Here is a 19,527-nt window from a genome sequence, read left to right on the forward strand (position 1 = left end):
GAGCCGATTCTTAAAGGATTGATTGGTGGGCAAAAGTGGAGATAATGCCATATGATCTCGAAATCAGGCCAACCGTTGATAAAGCCCACCTGCAGTACCGCCATAGATCTGAGCCTGTCGCATGGGCCGGCGATGGCGTTTAGAGTGGATTTCGCCGATTATGAAGCCGAGGGGGTGCAGCACCAGCACCCGCAAGGTCAACTGATCCTGGCGCTCCATGGCGCGGTGACGTGCACGGCGGAAAGCGGGGTTTGGATCGTTCCGCCTGACTGCGGACTTTGGGTGCCCGGCGGCGTTCCGCACAACAATCAGGTTACGTCCAATGCTCGTCTGACATACCTGTTCGTCGAACCTGGCGCAGCCGAGCTTCCAGCTGAATGTTGCACGCTTTCGATATCACCGATGCTTCGCGAGATGATCCATCGGTTGGCGGACCTGCCAGAACGGGGTGGGCGCGACGCTCATGTCGATCGCCTGATGCGAGTCATGCTTGATGAGCTCGCGGTAATGCCGCGTGAGAGGCTGGAGCTGCCAGTATCCGGCCATCCAAAGATTGCCTCGATCGCTGCGGCGCTTTTAGCAGACCCGAGCGACCGCCGTACCCTTGGCCAATGGGCGGAGCATGTCGCCGTCAGTGAGCGAACATTAAAGAGGCTTATGGTCCAGGAGACAGGATTGAGCTTCGGCCGTTGGCGGCGTCAGCTCCATCTGGTCATCTCCCTGCGGCAACTTGCCGGCGGCGCGACAGTCCAACAGGTGGCGGGCGACCTGGGGTATGAGTCCACCACCGCTTTCATCGTCATGTTCAAGAAGGCCCTCGGGACCACGCCATCGCGCTACTTTGCCGGTCGGCTTTTGAGCGCCGAGCACGTGTGAGACGTTGTCATCCGCAGTCTCGGCGGCTCTGGCCCAATCGATCGGCTCTGACCGTAGATCAAGATTTCAAATTGCTATTCGTCCACAGTATCTGACCATTACTTCCCGATGGAGACGGTGTACTGCTCGTTATAATCGCCGCGGCGTTTGATATTGTCCGGGATAGAGAAGTAGGCGCTCCCCTCACGGGTCGAACGCTGTCTTATCGGAAGTGTCCGCTGAAAGAGGTGCTACGTCTTGACCGCAACCGCTTGGTGGATGAGATCTGCAGTAAATCACATAGCAGGGACGCATGGCATTTTTTCTGGTGACGCAGACATCGCTGATCGAAGCTCAAGATGAGCGGGAGGCCGCTCAAATGGGTGTCGGCCGCCTCCGCTCTGGAGGACAGGTCGCTGTTTCGGTAAAATCGGATGAAACGACGGTCACGCACGTCGTTGTCGCCGCAGTGGTCGAACAGCCGCTACCGGTCTCACCTTCCGAAGGCGTCAGTCCATCAGCTGCTGCTGTGACTGCCTCCGAACTGCCTTAGTCGCACCGGAGCCGGAAACTGATCGTGACGCATGCTCGCCGATGGCCTGTTCTCCTCTGGGACGTCGAGCCTGATCCCATCCTCCCGGTATGGCCGCGGCCAGCATCTCTCGTCCTCGAGATTCGACACGAATTGATACGTAAGGATTGAAAAGAGCGGGAAGGGATGAACCCGTCGCAGATCGGTCCGCCTGCCGACGCTCTCGCTCAATCGCCGCCTGCGTCATCCCGGCCGCTTGTCCTTCGCAGGGCTGGCAGCCCCGCTTGAACATCCCGACAGGGATGCTCGGCCGCAGTTGCGGCAGTCCGGCCGCTCGGCGGTCCGGAAGGTGTCTTCGAGAAAAGAAGAAGACAAGAAGGCCGGCAAGGTGCCGGTCCGGAACCTCCCGAAAGGATAGACATCATGCAGCTCATGAAGGTTGACCCACGCGCGCTCAAGGAAAATCCCGACCGGATGCGTCAGACGAAGTCGTCGCCGCAGGCCGATGCGCTGATGCTCGCGACGATCAAGGCCGTCGGCATTGTCCAGCCACCGGTCGTCGCGCCGGACACCGGCGGTGGAAACGGCTATGTCATCAACGCGGGGCATCGACGCGTGCGACTGGCGATTGCGGCTGGCCTTGAAGAAATCGAAATCCTTGTCGCAGATGCTGCCAACGACAACGGTGCCTTGCGCTCGATGGTCGAGAACTCGGTTCGAGAGGCGCTCAATCCCGTGGATCAGTGGCGCGGCATCGAACGTCTTGTTGCTCTCGGCTGGACCGAGGAGGCGATTGCGGTCGCGCTGGCGCTTCCCGTTCGTCAGATTCGCAAGCTGCGTCTGCTTGCCAATGTCCTGCCGGCGATGCTTGAGCAGATGGCGCTGGGCGACATGCCGTCAGAGCAGCACTTGCGGATCATCGCCGCGGCCGGTCAGGTTGAGCAGAAGGAGGTCTGGAAGGCGCATAAGCCGAAGAAGGGCGACACCGCCGCCTGGTGGTCGATGGCCAATGCCCTGACCAAGAAGCGCATGTATGCCAAGGACGCCAGTTTCGGCGACGATCTGCGCGAGGCCTACGGTATCGAATGGGTCGAGGATCTGTTCGCGCCGGCCGATCAGGACAGCCGCTACACCACCAATGTCGAAGGCTATCTCGGCGCACAGCACGAGTGGATGACGTCGAACCTGCCGAAGCGCGGGGCGATCGTCGAGGTTAACACCTGGGGCCAGCCCGAGCTGCCGAAGAAGGCGACCCAAGTCTATGGCAAGCCGTCCAAGTCCGATCACACGGCGCTCTACCTCGATCGCGACGGCAAGGTGCAGACCGTGCATTATCGCATGCCCGAAGCGTCCAGGCCGAAGGGCCCAGATGGTGACGGATTCTCCGCAGGTAGCGATGGCGATGCGATTGCGTTGCCGAAGGTTCGCCCTGACGTGACCCAGAAAGGCCACGACATGATCGGAGATTTCCGCACGGATGCCCTGCATGATGCGCTCGGTCGGGCCCCGATCGAGGATGACATGCTAATGGCGCTGCTGGTGCTGGCATTCGCCGGGCAGAACGTCCGCGTTGATTCCGGTGCAGATGGCGCGTTCTATGGGGGCAAGCGCTTCTCGCGCCATGCGGTGGCCCTGTTCGACGAGCATGGCAAGCTCGCCTTCGACCAGGGCACGCTGCGGGTCGCCGTTCGCTCGGTGCTGATCGATGTTCTGTCGTGCCGCCGCGGCATGTCGAACAGTGGACTGGTGTCGCGCATCGCCGGCGAGGCGATCGGTGCCGACCGACACCTGCCGAATATGGGTTCGGAGGAGTTCCTCTTGTGCCTGTCCCGCCAGGCGCTGGAAGCATCGTGTGCCGAGGTATCTGTGCAGCCGCGGCCCAAGGTTCGTGAAACCCGTGCGGCGCTCGTCGAGCACTTTGCGAACGAGCATTTCGTCCATGCTTCGGCGCGCTTCGCACCGCCAGCCGACGAGTTTCTCGATTGGATCCGGGCGAGTTCCGTCAAGGAGATTGTCGACGCGACCTCGCAAGGGGACGCCAGCGATCATGTTGACGACCCAGCAGAGGATCAGGACCGTCACTTCGACGGGGCAGTGGGTCAGGACGATCTACAGGATGCAGATCTTCCGGACGACGAAGAGGACGCCGCCGGCATCGATCAGAGGGATGCAGCGTGACCGCCGTCACTCCGTCGAACATGGCAATACCCACCCCCAATTTTGGGGGTGGAGTGTTCGGCCGGAGCGGACGGCCTATCCGTCAACGGGCCGTCCTCCTTCCTCGGCTGGCGAAGCTTGGGAATGGGCGATGATCGACATCCGCGCTGCAGAACCGCTGGTGAAAGCAATCGGCATCCGACGAGAGGCCCACGGCATCAGGAACGTTAGCGTCGGCACATTACGGCGCGCGGGAAGGCAGGCGACGGCGGTGCAAGGCCACAGTCGGGCGCGTCGCCGATCAGAGCCTGTGCTTGCGATCTGGAGCTCGTTGAGCGGCTCGCCTTGGAGCGTTGGGTCGAACTCGACATGATCGCTTGCAGGTAGGCCATGCAAGGGTTGGTCATCGGTGAACGACGGCACCTCGACGATGGACCTGTACATTATCAGGCGACATAGGCAGACCGTTGAACAGGGTGCTGCCCGTGCGCTTGCGGTGCTTCGACGTCATCGGTATGGCAGCCTCGTCCATCTTTGTTCCTTCCCGCGCGACACAGAGATCGGCCCCTGCCGGACTGCCCTTCTTGTTCGCTGCGGTCTGAACCGGCGGCCGGGCATTTCAAGGCCGCAGTCGCGCCGCGTGGCGGCCGACCCCGCCTCCCTGCGCGAGGGCAAGCTCGCGGGCCTAAGCAGGTCGAAACCTGCTGGCCCGCAAGCCTGCCCTGCTGGTTCAGCCGGATCGGACCTGTGAAGCCACCCGTCCTTTGCCGGTTCTGGTCGTCCGCATCGAAGGGCAGACCGGCACGGGCCGGAACCGCTTCGCCAGCCAAGGAAGGAACAGACATGGCCAAGCCCGCAACTCATAACCGCTCCAATGCACGGGTCTCCCAACTCCGCAAAGGAGCAACTCTCGAAATGGTCCGCCTTTCATGCCCCGATGCCTCCCAGGCACTTAAGATCGCCGAAAGCTTTGGCATCACGGTCGTCGACAGCGAGGGCATCCGCAGCCTGCATGAGCGACTTATCGTCGAGACCGCCGACAGCCTCTCCGAAGGTTTGGGCGAAAGAGCCATGCAAATCCACCTGCAGCGCATCGTCGGGGCCTTCGTCGGATCGGCGCAAGGTGCCGGGCAGTTCTACTCCCGCGCCGTGACCGAAGCGCGCGACGCAACTGCCAAGGTGCCGAACGACACGCGCGATGAAGATCTAGACGGTCCGGTCGGTTATGACAGCGCCGCCCAGCGCAAGCGGGAATTCGCGGCCGACATGGGTATCCAGTCCCATGCGCTGCGCATGGCAGCCGAGGGTGCGGTGGCAGCCTACGAGCAGGTCGTCGGCGAGGCCTGGAAGCCATTCGACCGGCCGGTCGAAAACCCCGGCGCATCGCTCGACCGCAAGGCTGCCGAGGCTCAGTTGGCGGCACTCGGGTGACGCACTTGGCGGGGATCGGTCCCCGTCTTCTTTTCCCGGTCCAAGGCCGGTGCTTACAGCGCCGGCCTTTTCTCATGCCGGAAAGGAAACTGGAGACGCGCCTATCGCGACGCGTCCCGCTTGGCAGTCCTGCAGGAGCCGAGCGCCCATGCAACGGCTTTGCCGTCCTCCACGCTGTTGCGGCCTTCGGTAGATGGTCATACCAGCGGCCCCAGGCTTTGAACGTCCCCCGTGACGGACCGCGATCGGCGCGGTCCTCAGAAAAGGAGAGACGAGTCATGACAAAGAAATCAGATGCGGGTCGGGCACACGTTTACACGCGGATCACCGATCGGATCGTAGAGGATCTGGAGAGTGGCGTTCGTCTACGGATGAAGCTATGGGGCGCCGCCAACACCGATGGCCGTATCTCACGGCCGATGCGTCACAACGGTCTGCCCTGCGGCCGCCTGCCTGAAGCAGGTGAGCGACGCCAAACGTCCCTTGAACGCCGTTTGCCAGCTGACTCTTTGTCCCAAACACGAGCATCACAGCCAGGCATCGAGCGGCTGGGCCCGAACCTCGGACGAAGCCACAGGGATCTTTTGAAGGAGAAACGGCTGTCGTCGCTCCAACGGAGCGCCTTGCAGCAGCATCTCGAACGAGTTTCGCTGGTCCTAAGCGGCATAGACAAGAAGCGAATTGCATCGGGTGGCCGAGCGGAGGATATGGTTCCGGTGCGCCGGTAGCCGTCCAGCGGGATCGGAGCGCGCAATGCCCGCCGCATCGGCGCAACGGCTGATCGCCGTCCTCCGCTTGCGCTTCGGCTCTGCGAGTGCGCAGCCGCGTCTGAGGCATTGCAAAACGCTGCTCCGACGCTGGGACAGGCCCGGCGTAGAAGGAGCAACGATTATGACGAGACCAGAGAGAGTAAAAAATTCCCGGGAAGCTAGAGGAAAGAACAATGGGAAGGCTGGGCGTCGGCGTCCGATTGAGGGAATGGGAGGGCCTCACAAAGCACGCGTTGTGCAAAGTTCCGCGTCGTTAGCCCGCGCAGATGTCTATTCCCGCGTCACCGCCGAGATCATTGTCGCGATCGAACAGGGTACGGGCGAATGGCGGGCGCCGTGGTTCCACGACGGGGCAAGTATCGCCCGTCCAACCAACATCGCCTCTGGCAAGCGGTATCGTGGCATTAACACGCTGGCGCTTTGGGCTGCCGGCTTCGCTGCGGGGCACAGTGACGGTCTCTGGGGCACCTATAAACAATGGCAGGAGGCTGGGGCCCGGGTACGCGAGGGGGAACGCTCCACGACAGTCGTTCTGTGGAGAGAGATGGCGACCTCTCGGCAGGCCGATGCTGACGCCACGGATGAGGACGGGCATCGACGCATGTTGGCCCGCGCATTTTCGGTCTTCAACATCGCGCAGGTCGACGGTTACGAGCGGTCGCCGGTTCCGGTATTGCCGGAGAGCGAACGTCTTGCACATGCCGAGGCGTTCATTGCCAATCTGCACGTCAAGACGATGTTCGGTGGTTCAGAGGCGTATTATCAACCCTCTGCAGACACCGTTTTCATGCCACCCTTCGCGTCGTTTAGAGACCCTGCATCATTCTATGGTGTCTGGCTGCACGAGAACGGGCACGCCAGTGGCGCCAAGACCCGACTCGATCGTGATCTCTCCGGTCGCTTCGGATCGGCCGCCTACGCCGCCGAAGAGTGCTGCGTGGAGATCCTGAGCGGGCTTGTCCTGGCTGATCTTGGTATTGCCCATCATCCGCGTCCAGATCACGCCGCCTACGTCGCCTCTTGGCTCGAGGTGCTGAAGGACGACCCCAAGGCAATTTTTACTGCAGCCAGCAAGGCCCAACAGGCGGCCGACTGGATGCATGCGCAGCAGCCTGACAGCAATACGATAGCTGCCTGATCGACATGAGCACAGCAGGAAGGAGAGCGTTGCCCTCCTTTGGCAATCGCTTCTTGGAAATCCGACTTATCTCCGAGGAGCGCCTATCGTCAGTTGCAGGCTCCGGTGATGCTGACGGCTAGAATCAAGAACTCTAAGTTGCGCCTATGGAGAAGTACCACATCGAGCTTACCGAGGAGAAAGTTAGCTTTTTCGAAGGTCGACCTACGTTACCGTCATCAGAATCACGACGAAGGATGCGCAGCATGTCTCGCCAATCAGGAGCCGATCCTCGCGCTTCTCAAATTGCTTAGCGCTCGACGGGCTATTCCCGACGTTCGCCTCAGCTACTGGAACGACGCAAACCGTCGGTCCGGGAGCATCAAAGGTTCCCGCAAAGGCCTGTTTGAGCGGAACGGCTGCACTGGCCCTGACATTTATACGCATCCTCATTTTCTGGAGCATCTGCGCTATTTTCTGTTCGGCGCAGAACTCCCCGACGCTGTCGTCAAGGAATTCGAGAAGAAGGTCGGCAACCCCGAATGGGTCTTGTCGAGTGAGATCATTCCAATCGGCAAGGCGGCGCGTGATCTGACGCGCAGATATCGTCTCGACATTGCCGAAGCCCCGGAGGAGCTCTTCAAGCTTTGCCTGGATATGGGCTTAGGTCTCAGCTTGGCCGAGGCTATCATGCGATCGGTCAAGCAGGTGCGCTAACCGGCGAATAGCGACCTTGGGGTTGATCTGCACGAGCAATGCGAAGGCCGCTCCATATTGCACCAGATTGGAAGCCGTCTCGATTGCGATCAGCGCCGCAACAAAGGGAACCTTTCCGGGCGCAAACGCACAGGCGACGAGAGCCGCGGCGGCGATCGCAGAGCCGGCTGTCATGACGCGGCCGGCGCAAAAGCGGTCGATCCATTTTCCCATCGTCGGTGCGGCAAGACCACCGATCAGGAGAGCGGCCGGAAACGCACCAAAAATCCATTCCTACGACCAATCCAGATCATGCGCCATGCTGGGTGCGAGGATACTGAAGTTGTAATAAAGCGATCCGCAACCGATGATCTCTGTGAGACCGAGGGCGAGGATTGCAGCGACAGGCGGTCGGTCGGTGGTGATCGTCGTCATATGGATTTGAGGCTCACGCGCTGTTCCAGTTTTTCGGCTTGTTCCTTCCGCTCGCTATAGCGGTCGGTGAGGTAGCTGGACGCGTCGCGCGTAAGCCAGGTGAACTTCGCCAATTCCTCGCAGACATCGACGACACGGTCATAATAGGAAGACGGCTTCATCCGGCCGTCCGCATCGAATTCCTGGAAAGCCTTTGCCACCGACGACTGGTTCGGAATGGTGATCATCCGCATCCAGCGGCCGAGGATACGCATCTGACCCAGTGCATTGAAGGACTGGGAACCGCCAGACACCTGCATGACGGCGAGCGTCTTTCCCTGTGTCGGTCGTACCGCTCCAACGGACAGCGGAATCCAGTCGATCTGCGCCTTCATCACGCCGGTCATCGCGCCGTGGCGTTCGGGGCTCACCCAGAGCTGGCCTTCCGACCACGCCGATAGGTCGCGCAGTTCCTGCACCTTGGGATGGGAGACCGGCGCGTCGTCAGGGAGCGGCAAACCTGCCGGATTATAGATCTTCACCTCGCAGCCGAAGTGTTCGAGCAGGCGTCCGGCCTCTTGAGCGAGGAAGCGGCTATAGGAGACGGTGCGCAGCGAGCCGTAGAGGATCAGGATACGCGGCTTATGCGTCGAGAACGGCCGCCGAAGCGCCGCCAGATCCGGTTGACGCAGATGCTCCGGCGATACTGCAGGCAGATCAGACAATGCGCTTGCCCTCGACATCGAGCACTTTCTCGCCGTCTTCCTTAGTGAATGGTCCCCCGTGGGTGTTAGGTAGGATGTCCAGCACCACCTCCGACGGCCGCGACAGGCGGGTGCCGAGCGGTGTGACGACGAAGGGCCGGTTGATCAGGATCGGGTCCTTCAGCATCGCCTCAAGCAGTTGATCGTCCGTCAGATCAGGATTGTCGAGGCCGAGCTCCGGATAGGGCGTCCCCTTTTCGCGGATCGCCCGACGCACGGTCAGCCCTGCGTCGGCGATCATTTTGACAAGTTGCTCTCGGCTTGGCGGGGTTTTCAGATATTCGATTACTTCCGGCTTAATGCCGGCGTTCTGGATCATCGCCAGCGTGTTACGGGACGTGCCGCAGTCCGGGTTATGATAGATCGTGACGTTCATAGCTTTGCTTCCGATGAGACTGTTGATGAGGAACCGGGCCGGAGCAGCCAATTGAAGAGAAAGAGGGCCGCGACCGCGCCGACAATCTCCGCCAACCAGAAACCTGGAAGGTCGATCGGGCGGATTCCGGAGAAGGTGTCGGTCAGCGACCGGGCAAGCGCCACGGCTGGATTGGCGAACGAGGTCGACGACGTGAACCAGTAGGCCGCAGTGATGTAGAGCCCGACCAGCCAGGGAACTGCCTTTTGCTCGAAGCGGATACCAGCGAGGATCGTAGCCACCAACCCGAAGGTCGCGATGCCTTCGGAGAACCATTGCGCGCCGCCGCTGCGAACCTTGCTCGAAAGCTCGATCACCGGCAGGTCGAACATCAGATGCGCAACGATCGTCCCGATACCGCCACCGATGATCTGCGCAATCACATATCCGCCAAGGTCGCGCTTCGGCAGGGATCGGGATAGCGTGAAGATCAGCGACACGGCCGGATTGAAGTGAGCACCGGAGATCGGCCCGAGCACGGTGATCAACACCACAATGATCGCGCCCGTCGCGAGCGTATTGCCGAGCAGCGCCAGTCCGACGTCCTGGGTCAGCGATGTAGCCATGATCCCCGATCCAACGACGGTCGCGACCAGCATGGCGGTACCAAGTCCTTCGGCGACAAGCCGGCGCGGCAGATCGAGACCCATCAGCTCGCCTTTGGCCGCTTGATGCTGGCGCCTTCCATCGAGCCGATCTGACGCAGCTGCGCTTCCAGCGTCAGCTTGTTGATCGAAGCGATCGGCAGGTTGATTAACGATATGATCCGGTTCTTGAGGTATCGAGCCGCTTGCACGAAGGCGCGGCTTTTGTCCATCTCGCTGCCTTCGACGATTGCGGGGTCTTCGATACCCCAGTGCGCGGTTATTGGATGGCCGGGCCAAACCGGACATGCCTCGCCAGCGGCGCTGTCGCAAACTGTGAAGATAAAGTCCATTTCCGGTGCGCCCGGCCGGGCGAACTCGTCCCAGCTCTTCGAGCGAAAGCCCGTCGACGGGTACCCAAGGGATTCGAGCTCTTTCAGGGCATGCGGGTTGACCTCGCCCTTTGGGTGGCTGCCGGCTGAATAAGCCTTGAAGCGGCCTTTGCCTTCCACATTCAGGATGGACTCCGCCAGAATCGAACGGGCGGAATTGCCCGTGCAGAGAAAGAGCACATTGTAGGTGCGGTCAGTGGTCATTGCAGTTTCTACTCCGTTTTAGGGGTGCAGCACGCGGCAACTTCATCGGCCGGTGCGCAGATCTCCGGGTGTCCAGAGCAGCAGTCCTCCATCAGGAAGCGGACAAGGCCGCCGAGCGCCTCATAGTTTGCCGTGTAAATGATCGAGCGCGATTCCCGCTGTTGCGCGATCAGGCCGGAGCGTTCGAGTTCCTTCAGATGGAAGGAGACGTTCGACGGCGACACCTCGGCCTTCTCCGCGATCACGCCGGCGGCCATGCCATCGGGGCCAGCGACTACGAGCATTCGGATAACCTGCAGGCGAGTTTCCTGCGATAGCGCACCAAATGCGATGAGGGCTTGACGTTCATCCATATTTCAATATTCCTTGAAGCATTGAAACGACGATTACAGCAGATGAACGCGATCGACAACAGCAAAATGCAGAAGGACGACATCACCCTCGGAGACCGCATGAAAGTGCTCGCAGCCGCCAAAGATTCTCCGTTGGTTTTCAACTACGACGGACGGCCGGTGAAGCCTGGGTATCACGGCACCGAGGCGAAGGCGGGGCAGTTTTCAGCGCTCGACTGCGGCGCCAATTCCGAGGCCTGGTCCGAGATGTTCATCCAGCTCTGGGACATCGACGAAGATGACCGCACACATATGCCCGCCGGCAAGTTCTACGCGATCATTCGCAAGGTCACCGAGCACGTGAAGCTCGATGACTCTGCCAAGCTGACCTTTGAAGTCAGCGATGGCGTCAAGCCGATGCAGCTCTATTGCGCGGCAATGCCAACGCTGCGTGGTGCCGCCGTGCACGTCGAGCTCTCACCGCGACTGGCAAGCTGCAAACCGCACGATCGGTGGGTCGCAGAGCAGCGGGCACAGAGTCAATCGTGCTGTGGCCCGTCGGATTGAAAGGACACCTGCTGCGGTTAAGGCCACATCGACGGAAGTCGCAATAGCAGGTCCTGACAAGCCTGGCCGGAGCTACCTGACAACTCCGGCCAGCAATCTCACTCACTCAGCAGCTTGCAGACTGCGCTCTTCATCCTCGGCTACCGATACTGCTGGCAGCCGCCACCCCTTCACTAGCCCGTAGACCGCCGGTATGACGATCAGCGTCAGCAACGTGGAAGACACCATTCCACCAATCATCGGCACGGCGATGCGCTGCATGATCTCCGATCCCGTGCCTGTTCGCCACAGGATCGGAACGAGGCCAGCCATGATGGCGACGACCGTCATCATCTTCGGCCGCACGCGCTCGACGGCGCCGACCATGATCGCCCGGTTAAGATCCAGTTTCGAGAAGTCACGTCCCTCCCGGTCGCAGGCTTCGCGCTGCTCCTTCATTGCGTGGTCGAGATAGATCAGCATGATCACCCCGGTCTCGGCCGCCACGCCCGCAAGTGCGATGAAGCCGACTGCGACCGCCACCGAGGCGTTGAAGCCCATCCACCACATCAGCCAGATGCCGCCGACGAGCGCGAAGGGCAGCGACAGCATGACGATGACGGTCTCCGTCAGCGCCTTGAAGTTCAGGTAGAGCAGCAGGAAGATCAGCGCCAGCGTCAGGGGAACGACGACGGAAAGCCGTGCTTCGGCCCGTTCGAGATATTCGAACTGGCCGCTCCAGGCGACGGAATAGCCGGGAGGCATCGTCACGCTCTTTGCGACCGCCTGCTGGGCTTCGGCCACATAGCCACCGAGATCGCGATTGGCGATATCGACGTAGATATAAACGGCCAGCTGTCCATTCTCGGTGCGAATGGTCGTTGCACCGCGGGTCAGCTTGACATCGGCGACTTCTCCGAGAGGCACCGTCCCGCCACCTGGCAGCGATATCAGCACATCCCTCGCGATGGATTGCGGATTGCTTCGGGATGCGCGGGGATATCGGATGGCCACGCCGTACCGCTCTCGGCCTTCCACCGTCTGGGTGACGACTTCGGAGCCGAGCGCCATCCCGACGACATCCTGAACATCGTTGATGGTCAGCCCGTAGCGGCCGAGTGCCGTGCGGTCTGGAACGATGTCGAGGTAGTAGCCGCCGATCACGCGCTCGGCGTAGGCGCTGGACGTTCCGGCAATGGTCTTCAACACGGTCTCGATCTGTCGGGCGATCTTCTCCATCTCGCCGAGATCGGTGCCGTAGACCTTGACCCCGACCGGTGTCCTGATCCCGGTCGACAGCATGTCGATGCGGCCGCGGATCGGCATGGTCCAGGCGTTGGACACGCCGGGAAACTGCAGTGCCGCATCCATCTCCTGCTTGAGGCTGTCGATCGTGACGCCCGGTCTCCACGCCGACTTCGGTTTCAGGGTGATGATCGTCTCGAACATCTCCGTTGGTGCCGGGTCCGTGGCGGTCAGGGCGCGTCCAGCCTTGCCGAAGACGCTCTGGACTTCGGGGAAGGACTTGATGATCCGGTCCTGCGTCTGCATCAGCTCGGCCGCCTTGGTGATGGAGATGCCGGGCAAGGTGGTCGGCATGTACATCAGCGTGCCCTCATCGAGATTGGGCATGAACTCGCTGCCGATGTGCTGGGCGGGCCAGATCGTCACCGCCAGGATGGCGATAGCAGCCAGGATCGTCAGCGACTTGACCCTGAGAACGCCGGAGATGATTGGGCGATAGAGCCAGATCAGAACACGGTTCACCGGGTTCTTCTGTTCAGGCACGATATGCCCCCGGACGAAGACGACCATCAAGGCGGGCACCAACGTCACCGACAGCAGTGCCGCCGCCGCCATCGAGAAGGTTTTGGTGAAGGCGAGCGGCCCGAACAGGCGCCCCTCCTGCGATTCCAGCGTGAAGATCGGCAGGAAGGACACGGTGATGATCAGCAGGCTGAAGAACAGGGTCGGACCGACTTCGCTGGCTGCCTCGACCAGGATTTCCACGCGCGGCTTGTCGGGCGGCGCCCGTTCCAGATGCTTGTGGGCGTTCTCGATCATGACGATCGCCGCGTCGATCATCGCGCCGATGGCGATGGCAATGCCGCCGAGGCTCATGATATTGGCCCCGAGGCCGAGCAGCTTCATGGCGATGAAAGCCATCAGGATGCCGACCGGCAACATGATGATGGCGACCAGCGCGCTGCGTACATGCAGCAGGAAGGCAATCGTCACCAGAGCGACGACGATCGATTCCTCGAACAATGTGCCCTTTAGGGTTTCGATGGCGGATTCGATCAGGGTCGAGCGGTCATAGACCGGAACGATTTCCGTGCCTGCCGGAAGGCTGCTCTTGATGGAGTCGAGGCTGTTCTTGGCATTGTCGATGACATCAAGAGCGTTGGCCCCGAAGCGCTGCAGCACGATGCCGCTGGCGACTTCGCCTTCGCCGTTGAGCTCGGTGATCCCACGTCGTTCGTCCGGAACCAGCTCGACCCTTGCGACGTCGCTGAGCTTCAGCGGCACGCCGTTCTGGCTCTTCAGGACGATGTTCTCTATATCCGGGATGCCCTCGAGATAACCGCGGCCGCGGACCATGAACTCGAATTCCGACAATTCGACCGTACGGCCACCAGCGTCGGTATTGCTGGCGCGGACGGCATTGGCGACATCATTGAGCGACACGCCCTGCGCCTTCAGCCGGGCCGGATCGACGACGATGGAATACTGCTTGACGAAGCCGCCGACGCTGGCGACCTCGGACACGCCTTCCGCCTTGGAGACGGCAAACCGGACGACCCAATCCTGCAGCGAGCGCAGTTCGGCAAGCGACAGTTGCTTGGCAACGACTGCATATTCATAAACCCAGCCGACCCCTGTGGCATCAGGCCCGAGCGTCGGCGTGACACCCTGCGGCAGACGGCTCTGAGCAGCATTCAGATATTCGAGCACACGGCTTCGGGCCCAGTAGGGATCGGTGCCGTCGTCGAAGATCACGTAGACGAAGGAAACCCCAAAGAACGAGAAGCCGCGCACGACCTTCGACTTCGGCACTGTGAGCATCGACGTCGTCAGCGGATAGGTCACCTGGTCCTCGACCACCTGCGGGGCCTGGCCGGGATATTCGGTGTAGACGATGACCTGTACGTCTGACAGGTCGGGAATGGCGTCGAGCGGCAGGGAACGCAGGGCGTAGATGCCGCCGGCGACCGCGAGCGCCGCACCGACGAAGATCAGCACCAGATTGTGAGCCGACCAGGAGATGAGGCGCGAGATCATGGCTTGGCCTCCTCGGTCATGGCGCTCAGCGCCGAGTTCAGATTGCTCTCGGCGTCGAGGAGGAAGTTGGCCGACACGACCACTTCGTCGCCAGCGGCAACGCCCTGTCGGATTTCCGTGCTGTCGTCGCCACGCACGCCAAGCTTGACATCCTTAGGCTCGAACTTTCCGTCGCCCTTGTCGATGAAGACGACCTGGCGGTCGCCCGTGTCGACGATGGCGCTGTTGGGGACAGCGACGACCGGGTTCGGTGCGCCTGCCTCGATCTCGACATCCGCATACATGTTGGAAAGTAGCACGCCATCAGGATTGGGGAGCTCGATGCGGACCTTGGTCGTGCGTGTCTGCATGTCGACTTCGGGATAGATCAGGTCGACCACGCCCTTGAACGACTTTCCGGGAAGGCTCCTGACGGTCACGTTGACCTCGGCCCCGTTTCTGACCGAAGCCAGGTCATATTCCGGCACGTCGGCCATCACCCAGACGTTGGAGATATCGGCAATCCGGAACAGCACGTCGCCGGGCTTGGCCATCATGCCTGTTGTCGCCATGCGTTCGAGCACAATGCCGTCGCGCGGCGCGACATAGGTGACGCTTGGTGGCACCTGACGGGTGTTCCCGATCCCATCTATGATCTCCTGCGGCACGCCGAGGTTCCTCAGCCGCAGCGCTGAGCCGCTATCGCCATTGCCATGCGCATCGCTCCTGCCGGCAGCGTATTCCGACGCCGCGGTCGCGATCTCCCTGGAATAGAAGCGGAAGAGCTTCTCGCCCCTGCGGATGTGATCGCCTGTGGTGACACCGGCGACGTCGTCGACGAATGAATCCGTGCGCATCGAGATGATGCTGACGAGACGCTCGTCCAGGGTGACGGTCCCCGGCACCTGGATTTTGCGGCTGATGCTGGCCATCTCGGCCGTGGCCGTCTTCACGCCCGTTCGTTGCAGCTTACCGAGCGAGACCTTTACCGTCGAGGCATCGGACTGCTCACCCTCGTAGACAGGGATGTAATCCATGCCCATAGAGTCCTTCTTCGGCACCTTGGATGTATCCGGAAGGCCCATCGGATTCCGGTAGTAGAGAAGTTTGCCCTTGTCGGAGGTAGTTTCCTTCGAAGCCATGGTCTCGGACGGCTTTGGCGCGGCATCGGCGAAGTTCACCTCCTCGCTTGCGTGCACGGCGACGTATGGTCTCCCGTCATCTGCATTCGTCGGCGTGGCGGAGAACTTCGGAAGTCCGTCCGGATGGCGGTAGTAGATGATCGCGCCCGTTGGGGCGATCACGGAAGTTGCAGGCGTGGCGAGAGCCTGTTCGACGACGTGAAGACCGAGCCACCTGCCAAGATCGTTCGTGCCAGCCCAATAGCCTCCCCCGCCGAGCAATACGGCGAGGGAGAGCGTGGCTGCCACACGTGATGGCGTGTTCAAGGTGCTGCCTTCACGACGAGTTCGCCCTGGACGGTGTCGGGTTCGCCCTGCACCTTGGCGGCAAGCTTGAAGCGCCAGCCGCCCGCCATGGTGAAGTCGGTCTTGAAGGCATAGACACCAGGCTCCGTCGAGGTCGCCGCCTCGACCGGGGTCGTCATCATTTCCATGCCCTCGGGAGCCATGTCCATGCGGGTAGTGAAGATGACGGCATCAGTGACGGGCTTGCCCGTTCGTTTGTCGATCAGGCGGACCGAGACCAGCGATCCCTGACCTTGTTTGACGTCGGTCGAGACGGGCTCGAATTCGTAGTCCTGCGAGGCGGCGAGGGTCACGGTGGCGGAGCCGATGATCAGTAAGCCGGAAAGGAGCATCGCTCCTGCGGAAAGAGAAGTCTTGTTCATGATGTTCGATCTCATCGGGACGGATGTCTTGATCGCGTCCTCGGGTCAAAATTGATTGCCATTGGATCTGCGTGGACGCGCCCTTCGCGTTCCGCATCATCCGCAGGCATGTTTCAAAAATGGTTGGAGATCAGGCTTTCGGAGGTCGGGCCGGAGGGTCGACGAGTGCGGACATCAATTGCGATGTCGGCAGGATATCATAGCGGTGGGTCTGCCAGGAAATGACGAACGACCAGTCGCGGCTGTCAGGTGCATGGGCCAGGAGCGAGGTCGTGCAGACGAGGGCCACCGGGCATCCCTTGCCACAGTCGATCTTGGCAGGATGCTTTTCCGGGCAGCATGGCATCTCTTCCGCCAAATGCATGCTCGGCATCGCGCTAGCCATCGCCTCCATCGTCATCGCACCCGAAAACGCCATCGCGCTGCTCGCCAGCCCAAGGCTCATCGGGCCGACGACGACCGCGAGCATGGCGACAAGCAAAAACAATCGACGAATGGCGAGAGCGCACTTCATGCTCGCGAACTTACCTTCAGGCCAATCGTTTTGAAAGTAGGTCACACAAACGTGTTGGCCGACGTATGCCACCAGATCATGTCGGCTTGCCCACGAGGAGAAATTCAAGATAGGGCTAGACTGTCAAGACATATCGCGGAACTCGGACGTTGCATTCTCTGCGCCGATCTCGGTATCGCACCGGAGCCCGAGCCGCGTCCGGATCACGCATCTTATCTGCAGTCGTGGCTTTCGGTGCTGGCCAACGACAAGCGGGCGATCTTTCAGACGGCAGCCCATGCGCAACGCGCCGTGAGCTTCTTACATTCCCAACAGCCGGCAGCGGATGTGAAAGCGGCGGCCTGACGCTCAAGCGTGGTCGTCACCACCAGTGGCGGCCGCGTGATCCTTGTCCCTTTGGTTCTCCATAGCTTGCGCGATGTCATCATCAAACCTTCCCCAGATCGAGGGCTTTGCAGTGTCGAGCTTGGGTTCGCCGGACGGTTTGCCTTCGATGATGAACGGCTTGGTCTGCGGACGCGCCGCTCCTCCAGGCAGCGCTTCGCCAGCGCGACGATATCCCATCGGGCGCAATCGGCAAGCGGGCAAGTATTGGCGGGAACGCGTGTCGCCGGCTGCGGCGCGCAACGACCCCGGTCCGCGTGAGCGTTGCGTAGGGTGCCCTTTGTGGCCAGGGCGAATGCGGCGGAGCGCCATTGCCATATTCCTTCCCATCGAAGTCTCAGGCAACCCATCTGCGAGCTCGATGAGGCATGTCTGACCGGCGACCGGCTGCGCCTCGATCCTCTTACCGCAACGACAGCCTCAGATTTCTTACCCCGGAAGGCTTCGCCCTCCTCCTCGCCCGCTAACAAATCTGAAATCTGCCGCCCTCCATTTCATTGCGGCCCTGCTGGGTGCGGTCCGATCGTCACCGGTCTGTTCGACAGCCATCGAGGCCGCGATGGGCGCGGCCCGAACATCAGAAAAGGAATACGACAATGGCAACCATCGGTACCTTCACCTCCACCGAAAACGGCTTCACCGGCTCCATTCGCACTCTCGCCCTCAACGTCAAGGCTCGCATCGCCCGGGTGGACAATCCCTCAGACAAAGGCCCACAGTTCCGCGTCTACGCGGGTAGCGTAGAACTGGGTGCCGCCTGGCAGAAGACATCCGAGCAGGGCCGTGACTACCTCTCGGTCAAGCTGGACGATCCGAGCTTCCCGGCTCCGATCTACGCAACGCTCGCTGAGGTCGAAGGCGAGGATGGCCTCCAGCTCATCTGGTCCCGCCCGAACCGGGACTGATAAGGATTATGAGGCTCCGCCACCGGCGGAGCCTTTCCCCTGTCGGAACGGCGGCGTGCAATTAGCGCCCGTCGAACCTGGCGAGCATCTTTCGCAATTGCGCGTTTTGCTCATTGAGCTTCTTCGCAAGCTGGCGCCTGAGCGCAACGACCTCCTCTTCCAGATCGGCCATTTCATCCGCGAAGGATTTCTGGGCGGTGGCGAGGGCAGGGACGAATTCGCCGGTTTGGATGGCGGGAGCCACAGGCTCCGCGATTGGATTAACGTTTTTCCGACGTGCCGGGGCTCGCTTCACCAGTGTTTCGGCAGCTTCGCTCTGCATTCGCGCGGATGCGCCTTCCTCAGACTGTTGCGAGGTGGTAGGGGCGGCGGATTTTTCTATACTGCCCGCGGCTGCAGGGGCTTCCGCAACTTCTGCCTCTGTCTCGCTGGCAGGCGCAACAGCGTCTGGTTCGAGCAGGTTTGTCTCGACTTGCGCCTCGGAACCGGACTCAATTGAGCGGTCGACTGCCGTCGTGTCGTGGGAAGGTTGTTCTTCTTGGGGTGCAGACTTGTCTTCGAGAGCAATGGTCGGCGCGGCTGTGGGATTGTCGTCATGGCTATCTGATTTCGGTTTACGCGACACCAGGTCAGCCACAAATCTCCATGGTGTTCTCATCATAGTCATCCTCAAGCATGGCGGCGGCGACCTCGCCGCAGTCATTCATTGCCACCAAGATCGCATTGATCCACGCGCAATCATAGGAAACATTGACGGCGCCATCGCATAGCAATGCGTGGCGCCGCGGAAAACGGGAATTCAGTCCTTCCCAAGGCGCTTGCGTAGATCCGCATTCTCTGCGCGCAGCTTTTCCGAGAGCTCCTTGCGAAGCTGCTTATTCTCTTCCTCGAGCTTGATGAGATCGGCGATATCGTCGAGGACGTCAACAGAGGTCGCGACCGGAGAGGAAGCAGCAGGAGCAGCACGGGGCGCGCGAGTCGCTGGCGCCCTCGGTGCGGCAGCGGGCTTTTCAGCCTTCACCGGAACCACTTTGGATCCGCGCTTGGCACGCGTCTTCTTGGCCGGCTTTTCGACAGGCGCAACGGCAGCATCGACGGTGGTCGCTTCAGCGGCAGTTTTCGGCGTCCGCGGCTTGCGGGTCTTCTTTACAGCGGGTGCTGCGGCCGGCGCTTCGGTCGTCGCAGTTGTCTCAATCGTGGTTTCGTCGGCCATTTAGCGTCTCTCCTCTGTCAGGCTAGCAAGCTTTTGATTCGTCGTTACTTAAAGTCAATGCGGAAATCGGAATTTTCGCATGTATTCGGCGTTAATAAGGGCCTCCATTGGCGGAGCCATCGCCCCCACCGGGTAATCAGAGGCGGATCAGGCATCGAACCAGGTCCAGCTCTTTGGTGCCATAGGGAAATA

General features: G+C 61.1%; 20 protein-coding genes and 3 pseudogenes. 10 read left to right on the top strand and 13 right to left on the bottom strand.

The annotated features are described in order from the left end of the window. The first annotated feature begins 51 nt into the window (after positions 1 to 51). The 7 genes and pseudogenes from HGP17_RS10630 (at position 52) to HGP17_RS10655 (ending at position 7,579) form a co-directional block, all read left to right on the top strand. Positions 52 to 876 carry a helix-turn-helix transcriptional regulator gene (locus tag HGP17_RS10630; RefSeq protein WP_168808657.1) on the top strand — a complete coding sequence of 275 codons (825 nt, stop codon included), beginning with the start codon at positions 52 to 54 and terminating at the stop codon, positions 874 to 876. Between the two features lie 292 nt (positions 877 to 1,168). Further along, on the top strand, positions 1,169 to 1,408 hold the full coding sequence (locus tag HGP17_RS10635; RefSeq protein ID WP_168808659.1) for a hypothetical protein: 240 nt from the start codon (positions 1,169 to 1,171) through the stop codon (positions 1,406 to 1,408). Between the two features lie 402 nt (positions 1,409 to 1,810). Continuing rightward, positions 1,811 to 3,565 carry a ParB/RepB/Spo0J family partition protein gene (locus HGP17_RS10640; RefSeq protein ID WP_168808661.1) on the top strand — a complete coding sequence of 585 codons (1,755 nt, stop codon included), beginning with the start codon at positions 1,811 to 1,813 and terminating at the stop codon, positions 3,563 to 3,565. Between the two features lie 822 nt (positions 3,566 to 4,387). Continuing rightward, entirely contained in the window at positions 4,388 to 4,975 is a 588-nt protein-coding gene (locus HGP17_RS10645) for a hypothetical protein (protein ID WP_168808663.1), read from the top strand. Between the two features lie 278 nt (positions 4,976 to 5,253). Continuing rightward, positions 5,254 to 5,415: pseudogene (locus tag HGP17_RS33585) on the top strand (antirestriction protein ArdC); the annotation flags it as partial. A gap of 538 nt (positions 5,416 to 5,953) precedes the next feature. Further along, positions 5,954 to 6,883, top strand: coding sequence for a zincin-like metallopeptidase domain-containing protein (locus HGP17_RS10650; RefSeq protein ID WP_246704016.1), 930 nt, complete (start codon positions 5,954 to 5,956; stop codon positions 6,881 to 6,883). 108 nt (positions 6,884 to 6,991) lie between these two features. Beyond that, entirely contained in the window at positions 6,992 to 7,579 is a 588-nt protein-coding gene (locus HGP17_RS10655) for a hypothetical protein (RefSeq protein ID WP_205925917.1), read from the top strand. On the opposite strand, the pseudogene HGP17_RS10660 reads toward HGP17_RS10655, so the two are convergent. The 6 genes and pseudogenes from HGP17_RS10660 to HGP17_RS10685 all read right to left on the bottom strand — a co-directional run. Continuing rightward, a pseudogene (locus tag HGP17_RS10660) lies at positions 7,568 to 7,993 on the bottom strand (MFS transporter); the annotation flags it as partial. The gene HGP17_RS10655 and the pseudogene HGP17_RS10660 overlap by 12 nt on opposite strands. Continuing rightward, positions 7,990 to 8,715 carry an arsenical resistance protein ArsH gene (arsH, locus tag HGP17_RS10665; protein ID WP_168808667.1) on the bottom strand — a complete coding sequence of 242 codons (726 nt, stop codon included), beginning with the start codon at positions 8,713 to 8,715 and terminating at the stop codon, positions 7,990 to 7,992. The gene arsH and the pseudogene HGP17_RS10660, both read right to left, overlap by 4 nt. Further along, positions 8,690 to 9,112, bottom strand: coding sequence for an arsenate reductase (glutaredoxin) (gene arsC, locus HGP17_RS10670; protein WP_168808670.1), 423 nt, complete (start codon positions 9,110 to 9,112; stop codon positions 8,690 to 8,692). Before arsC ends, arsH begins: the two co-directional genes overlap by 26 nt. Continuing rightward, a complete protein-coding gene (locus HGP17_RS10675; RefSeq protein ID WP_168809118.1) occupies positions 9,109 to 9,804 on the bottom strand; it encodes an MIP/aquaporin family protein in 696 nt (231 codons plus the stop codon). Before HGP17_RS10675 ends, arsC begins: the two co-directional genes overlap by 4 nt. Continuing rightward, the gene (locus HGP17_RS10680) at positions 9,801 to 10,331 is read right to left on the bottom strand and encodes an arsenate reductase ArsC (protein ID WP_168808672.1); all 531 of its coding nucleotides are present in this window, start codon (positions 10,329 to 10,331) and stop codon (positions 9,801 to 9,803) included. The genes HGP17_RS10675 and HGP17_RS10680 overlap by 4 nt, the downstream gene beginning before the upstream one ends. A gap of 8 nt (positions 10,332 to 10,339) precedes the next feature. Further along, positions 10,340 to 10,684: a metalloregulator ArsR/SmtB family transcription factor gene (locus HGP17_RS10685; RefSeq protein WP_168808674.1), complete on the bottom strand. Its 345-nt coding sequence runs from the start codon at positions 10,682 to 10,684 to the stop codon at positions 10,340 to 10,342. Positions 10,685 to 10,726: 42 nt separating this feature from the next. Between HGP17_RS10685 and HGP17_RS10690 the strand changes: the two genes are divergently transcribed. Further along, positions 10,727 to 11,230: a DUF6428 family protein gene (locus tag HGP17_RS10690; RefSeq protein WP_168808676.1), complete on the top strand. Its 504-nt coding sequence runs from the start codon at positions 10,727 to 10,729 to the stop codon at positions 11,228 to 11,230. 102 nt (positions 11,231 to 11,332) lie between these two features. Here HGP17_RS10690 and HGP17_RS10695 read toward each other — a convergent pair whose 3' ends face one another. The 4 genes from HGP17_RS10695 to HGP17_RS10710 form a co-directional block, all read right to left on the bottom strand. Further along, a complete protein-coding gene (locus HGP17_RS10695; RefSeq protein WP_168808678.1) occupies positions 11,333 to 14,491 on the bottom strand; it encodes a CusA/CzcA family heavy metal efflux RND transporter in 3,159 nt (1,052 codons plus the stop codon). After that, on the bottom strand, positions 14,488 to 15,918 hold the full coding sequence (locus HGP17_RS10700) for an efflux RND transporter periplasmic adaptor subunit (RefSeq protein ID WP_205925918.1): 1,431 nt from the start codon (positions 15,916 to 15,918) through the stop codon (positions 14,488 to 14,490). Before HGP17_RS10700 ends, HGP17_RS10695 begins: the two co-directional genes overlap by 4 nt. Further along, positions 15,915 to 16,334, bottom strand: a complete 420-nt coding sequence (locus tag HGP17_RS10705; protein WP_205925919.1) for a FixH family protein — start codon at positions 16,332 to 16,334, stop codon at positions 15,915 to 15,917. Before HGP17_RS10705 ends, HGP17_RS10700 begins: the two co-directional genes overlap by 4 nt. 115 nt (positions 16,335 to 16,449) lie before the next feature. Then, positions 16,450 to 16,833 (bottom strand): hypothetical protein, encoded by a 384-nt coding sequence (locus HGP17_RS10710; RefSeq protein WP_168808680.1) that lies wholly within the window; start codon positions 16,831 to 16,833, stop codon positions 16,450 to 16,452. Positions 16,834 to 16,965: 132 nt separating this feature from the next. Here HGP17_RS10710 and HGP17_RS10715 point away from each other — a divergent pair. Further along, positions 16,966 to 17,178, top strand: a pseudogene (locus HGP17_RS10715) (zincin-like metallopeptidase domain-containing protein); the annotation flags it as partial. Between the two features lie 3 nt (positions 17,179 to 17,181). On the opposite strand, the gene HGP17_RS10720 reads toward HGP17_RS10715, so the two are convergent. After that, positions 17,182 to 17,397: a hypothetical protein gene (locus HGP17_RS10720; protein ID WP_168808682.1), complete on the bottom strand. Its 216-nt coding sequence runs from the start codon at positions 17,395 to 17,397 to the stop codon at positions 17,182 to 17,184. Between the two features lie 416 nt (positions 17,398 to 17,813). On the opposite strand from HGP17_RS10720, the gene HGP17_RS10725 reads away from it, so the two are divergent. Further along, a complete protein-coding gene (locus HGP17_RS10725; RefSeq protein WP_168808684.1) occupies positions 17,814 to 18,122 on the top strand; it encodes a DUF736 domain-containing protein in 309 nt (102 codons plus the stop codon). 61 nt (positions 18,123 to 18,183) lie between these two features. Here the strand turns inward: HGP17_RS10725 and HGP17_RS10730 are convergent, their stop codons facing one another. Next, positions 18,184 to 18,759, bottom strand: a complete 576-nt coding sequence (locus HGP17_RS10730; protein ID WP_205925920.1) for a hypothetical protein — start codon at positions 18,757 to 18,759, stop codon at positions 18,184 to 18,186. Between the two features lie 162 nt (positions 18,760 to 18,921). Beyond that, positions 18,922 to 19,335: a SyrB-like regulator gene (locus tag HGP17_RS10735; protein ID WP_168808688.1), complete on the bottom strand. Its 414-nt coding sequence runs from the start codon at positions 19,333 to 19,335 to the stop codon at positions 18,922 to 18,924. Positions 19,336 to 19,527: the final 192 nt, after the last annotated feature.

The organism is Rhizobium sp. P38BS-XIX, from assembly GCF_012641435.1.
Taxonomy (GTDB): Bacteria; Pseudomonadota; Alphaproteobacteria; order Rhizobiales; family Rhizobiaceae; genus Rhizobium.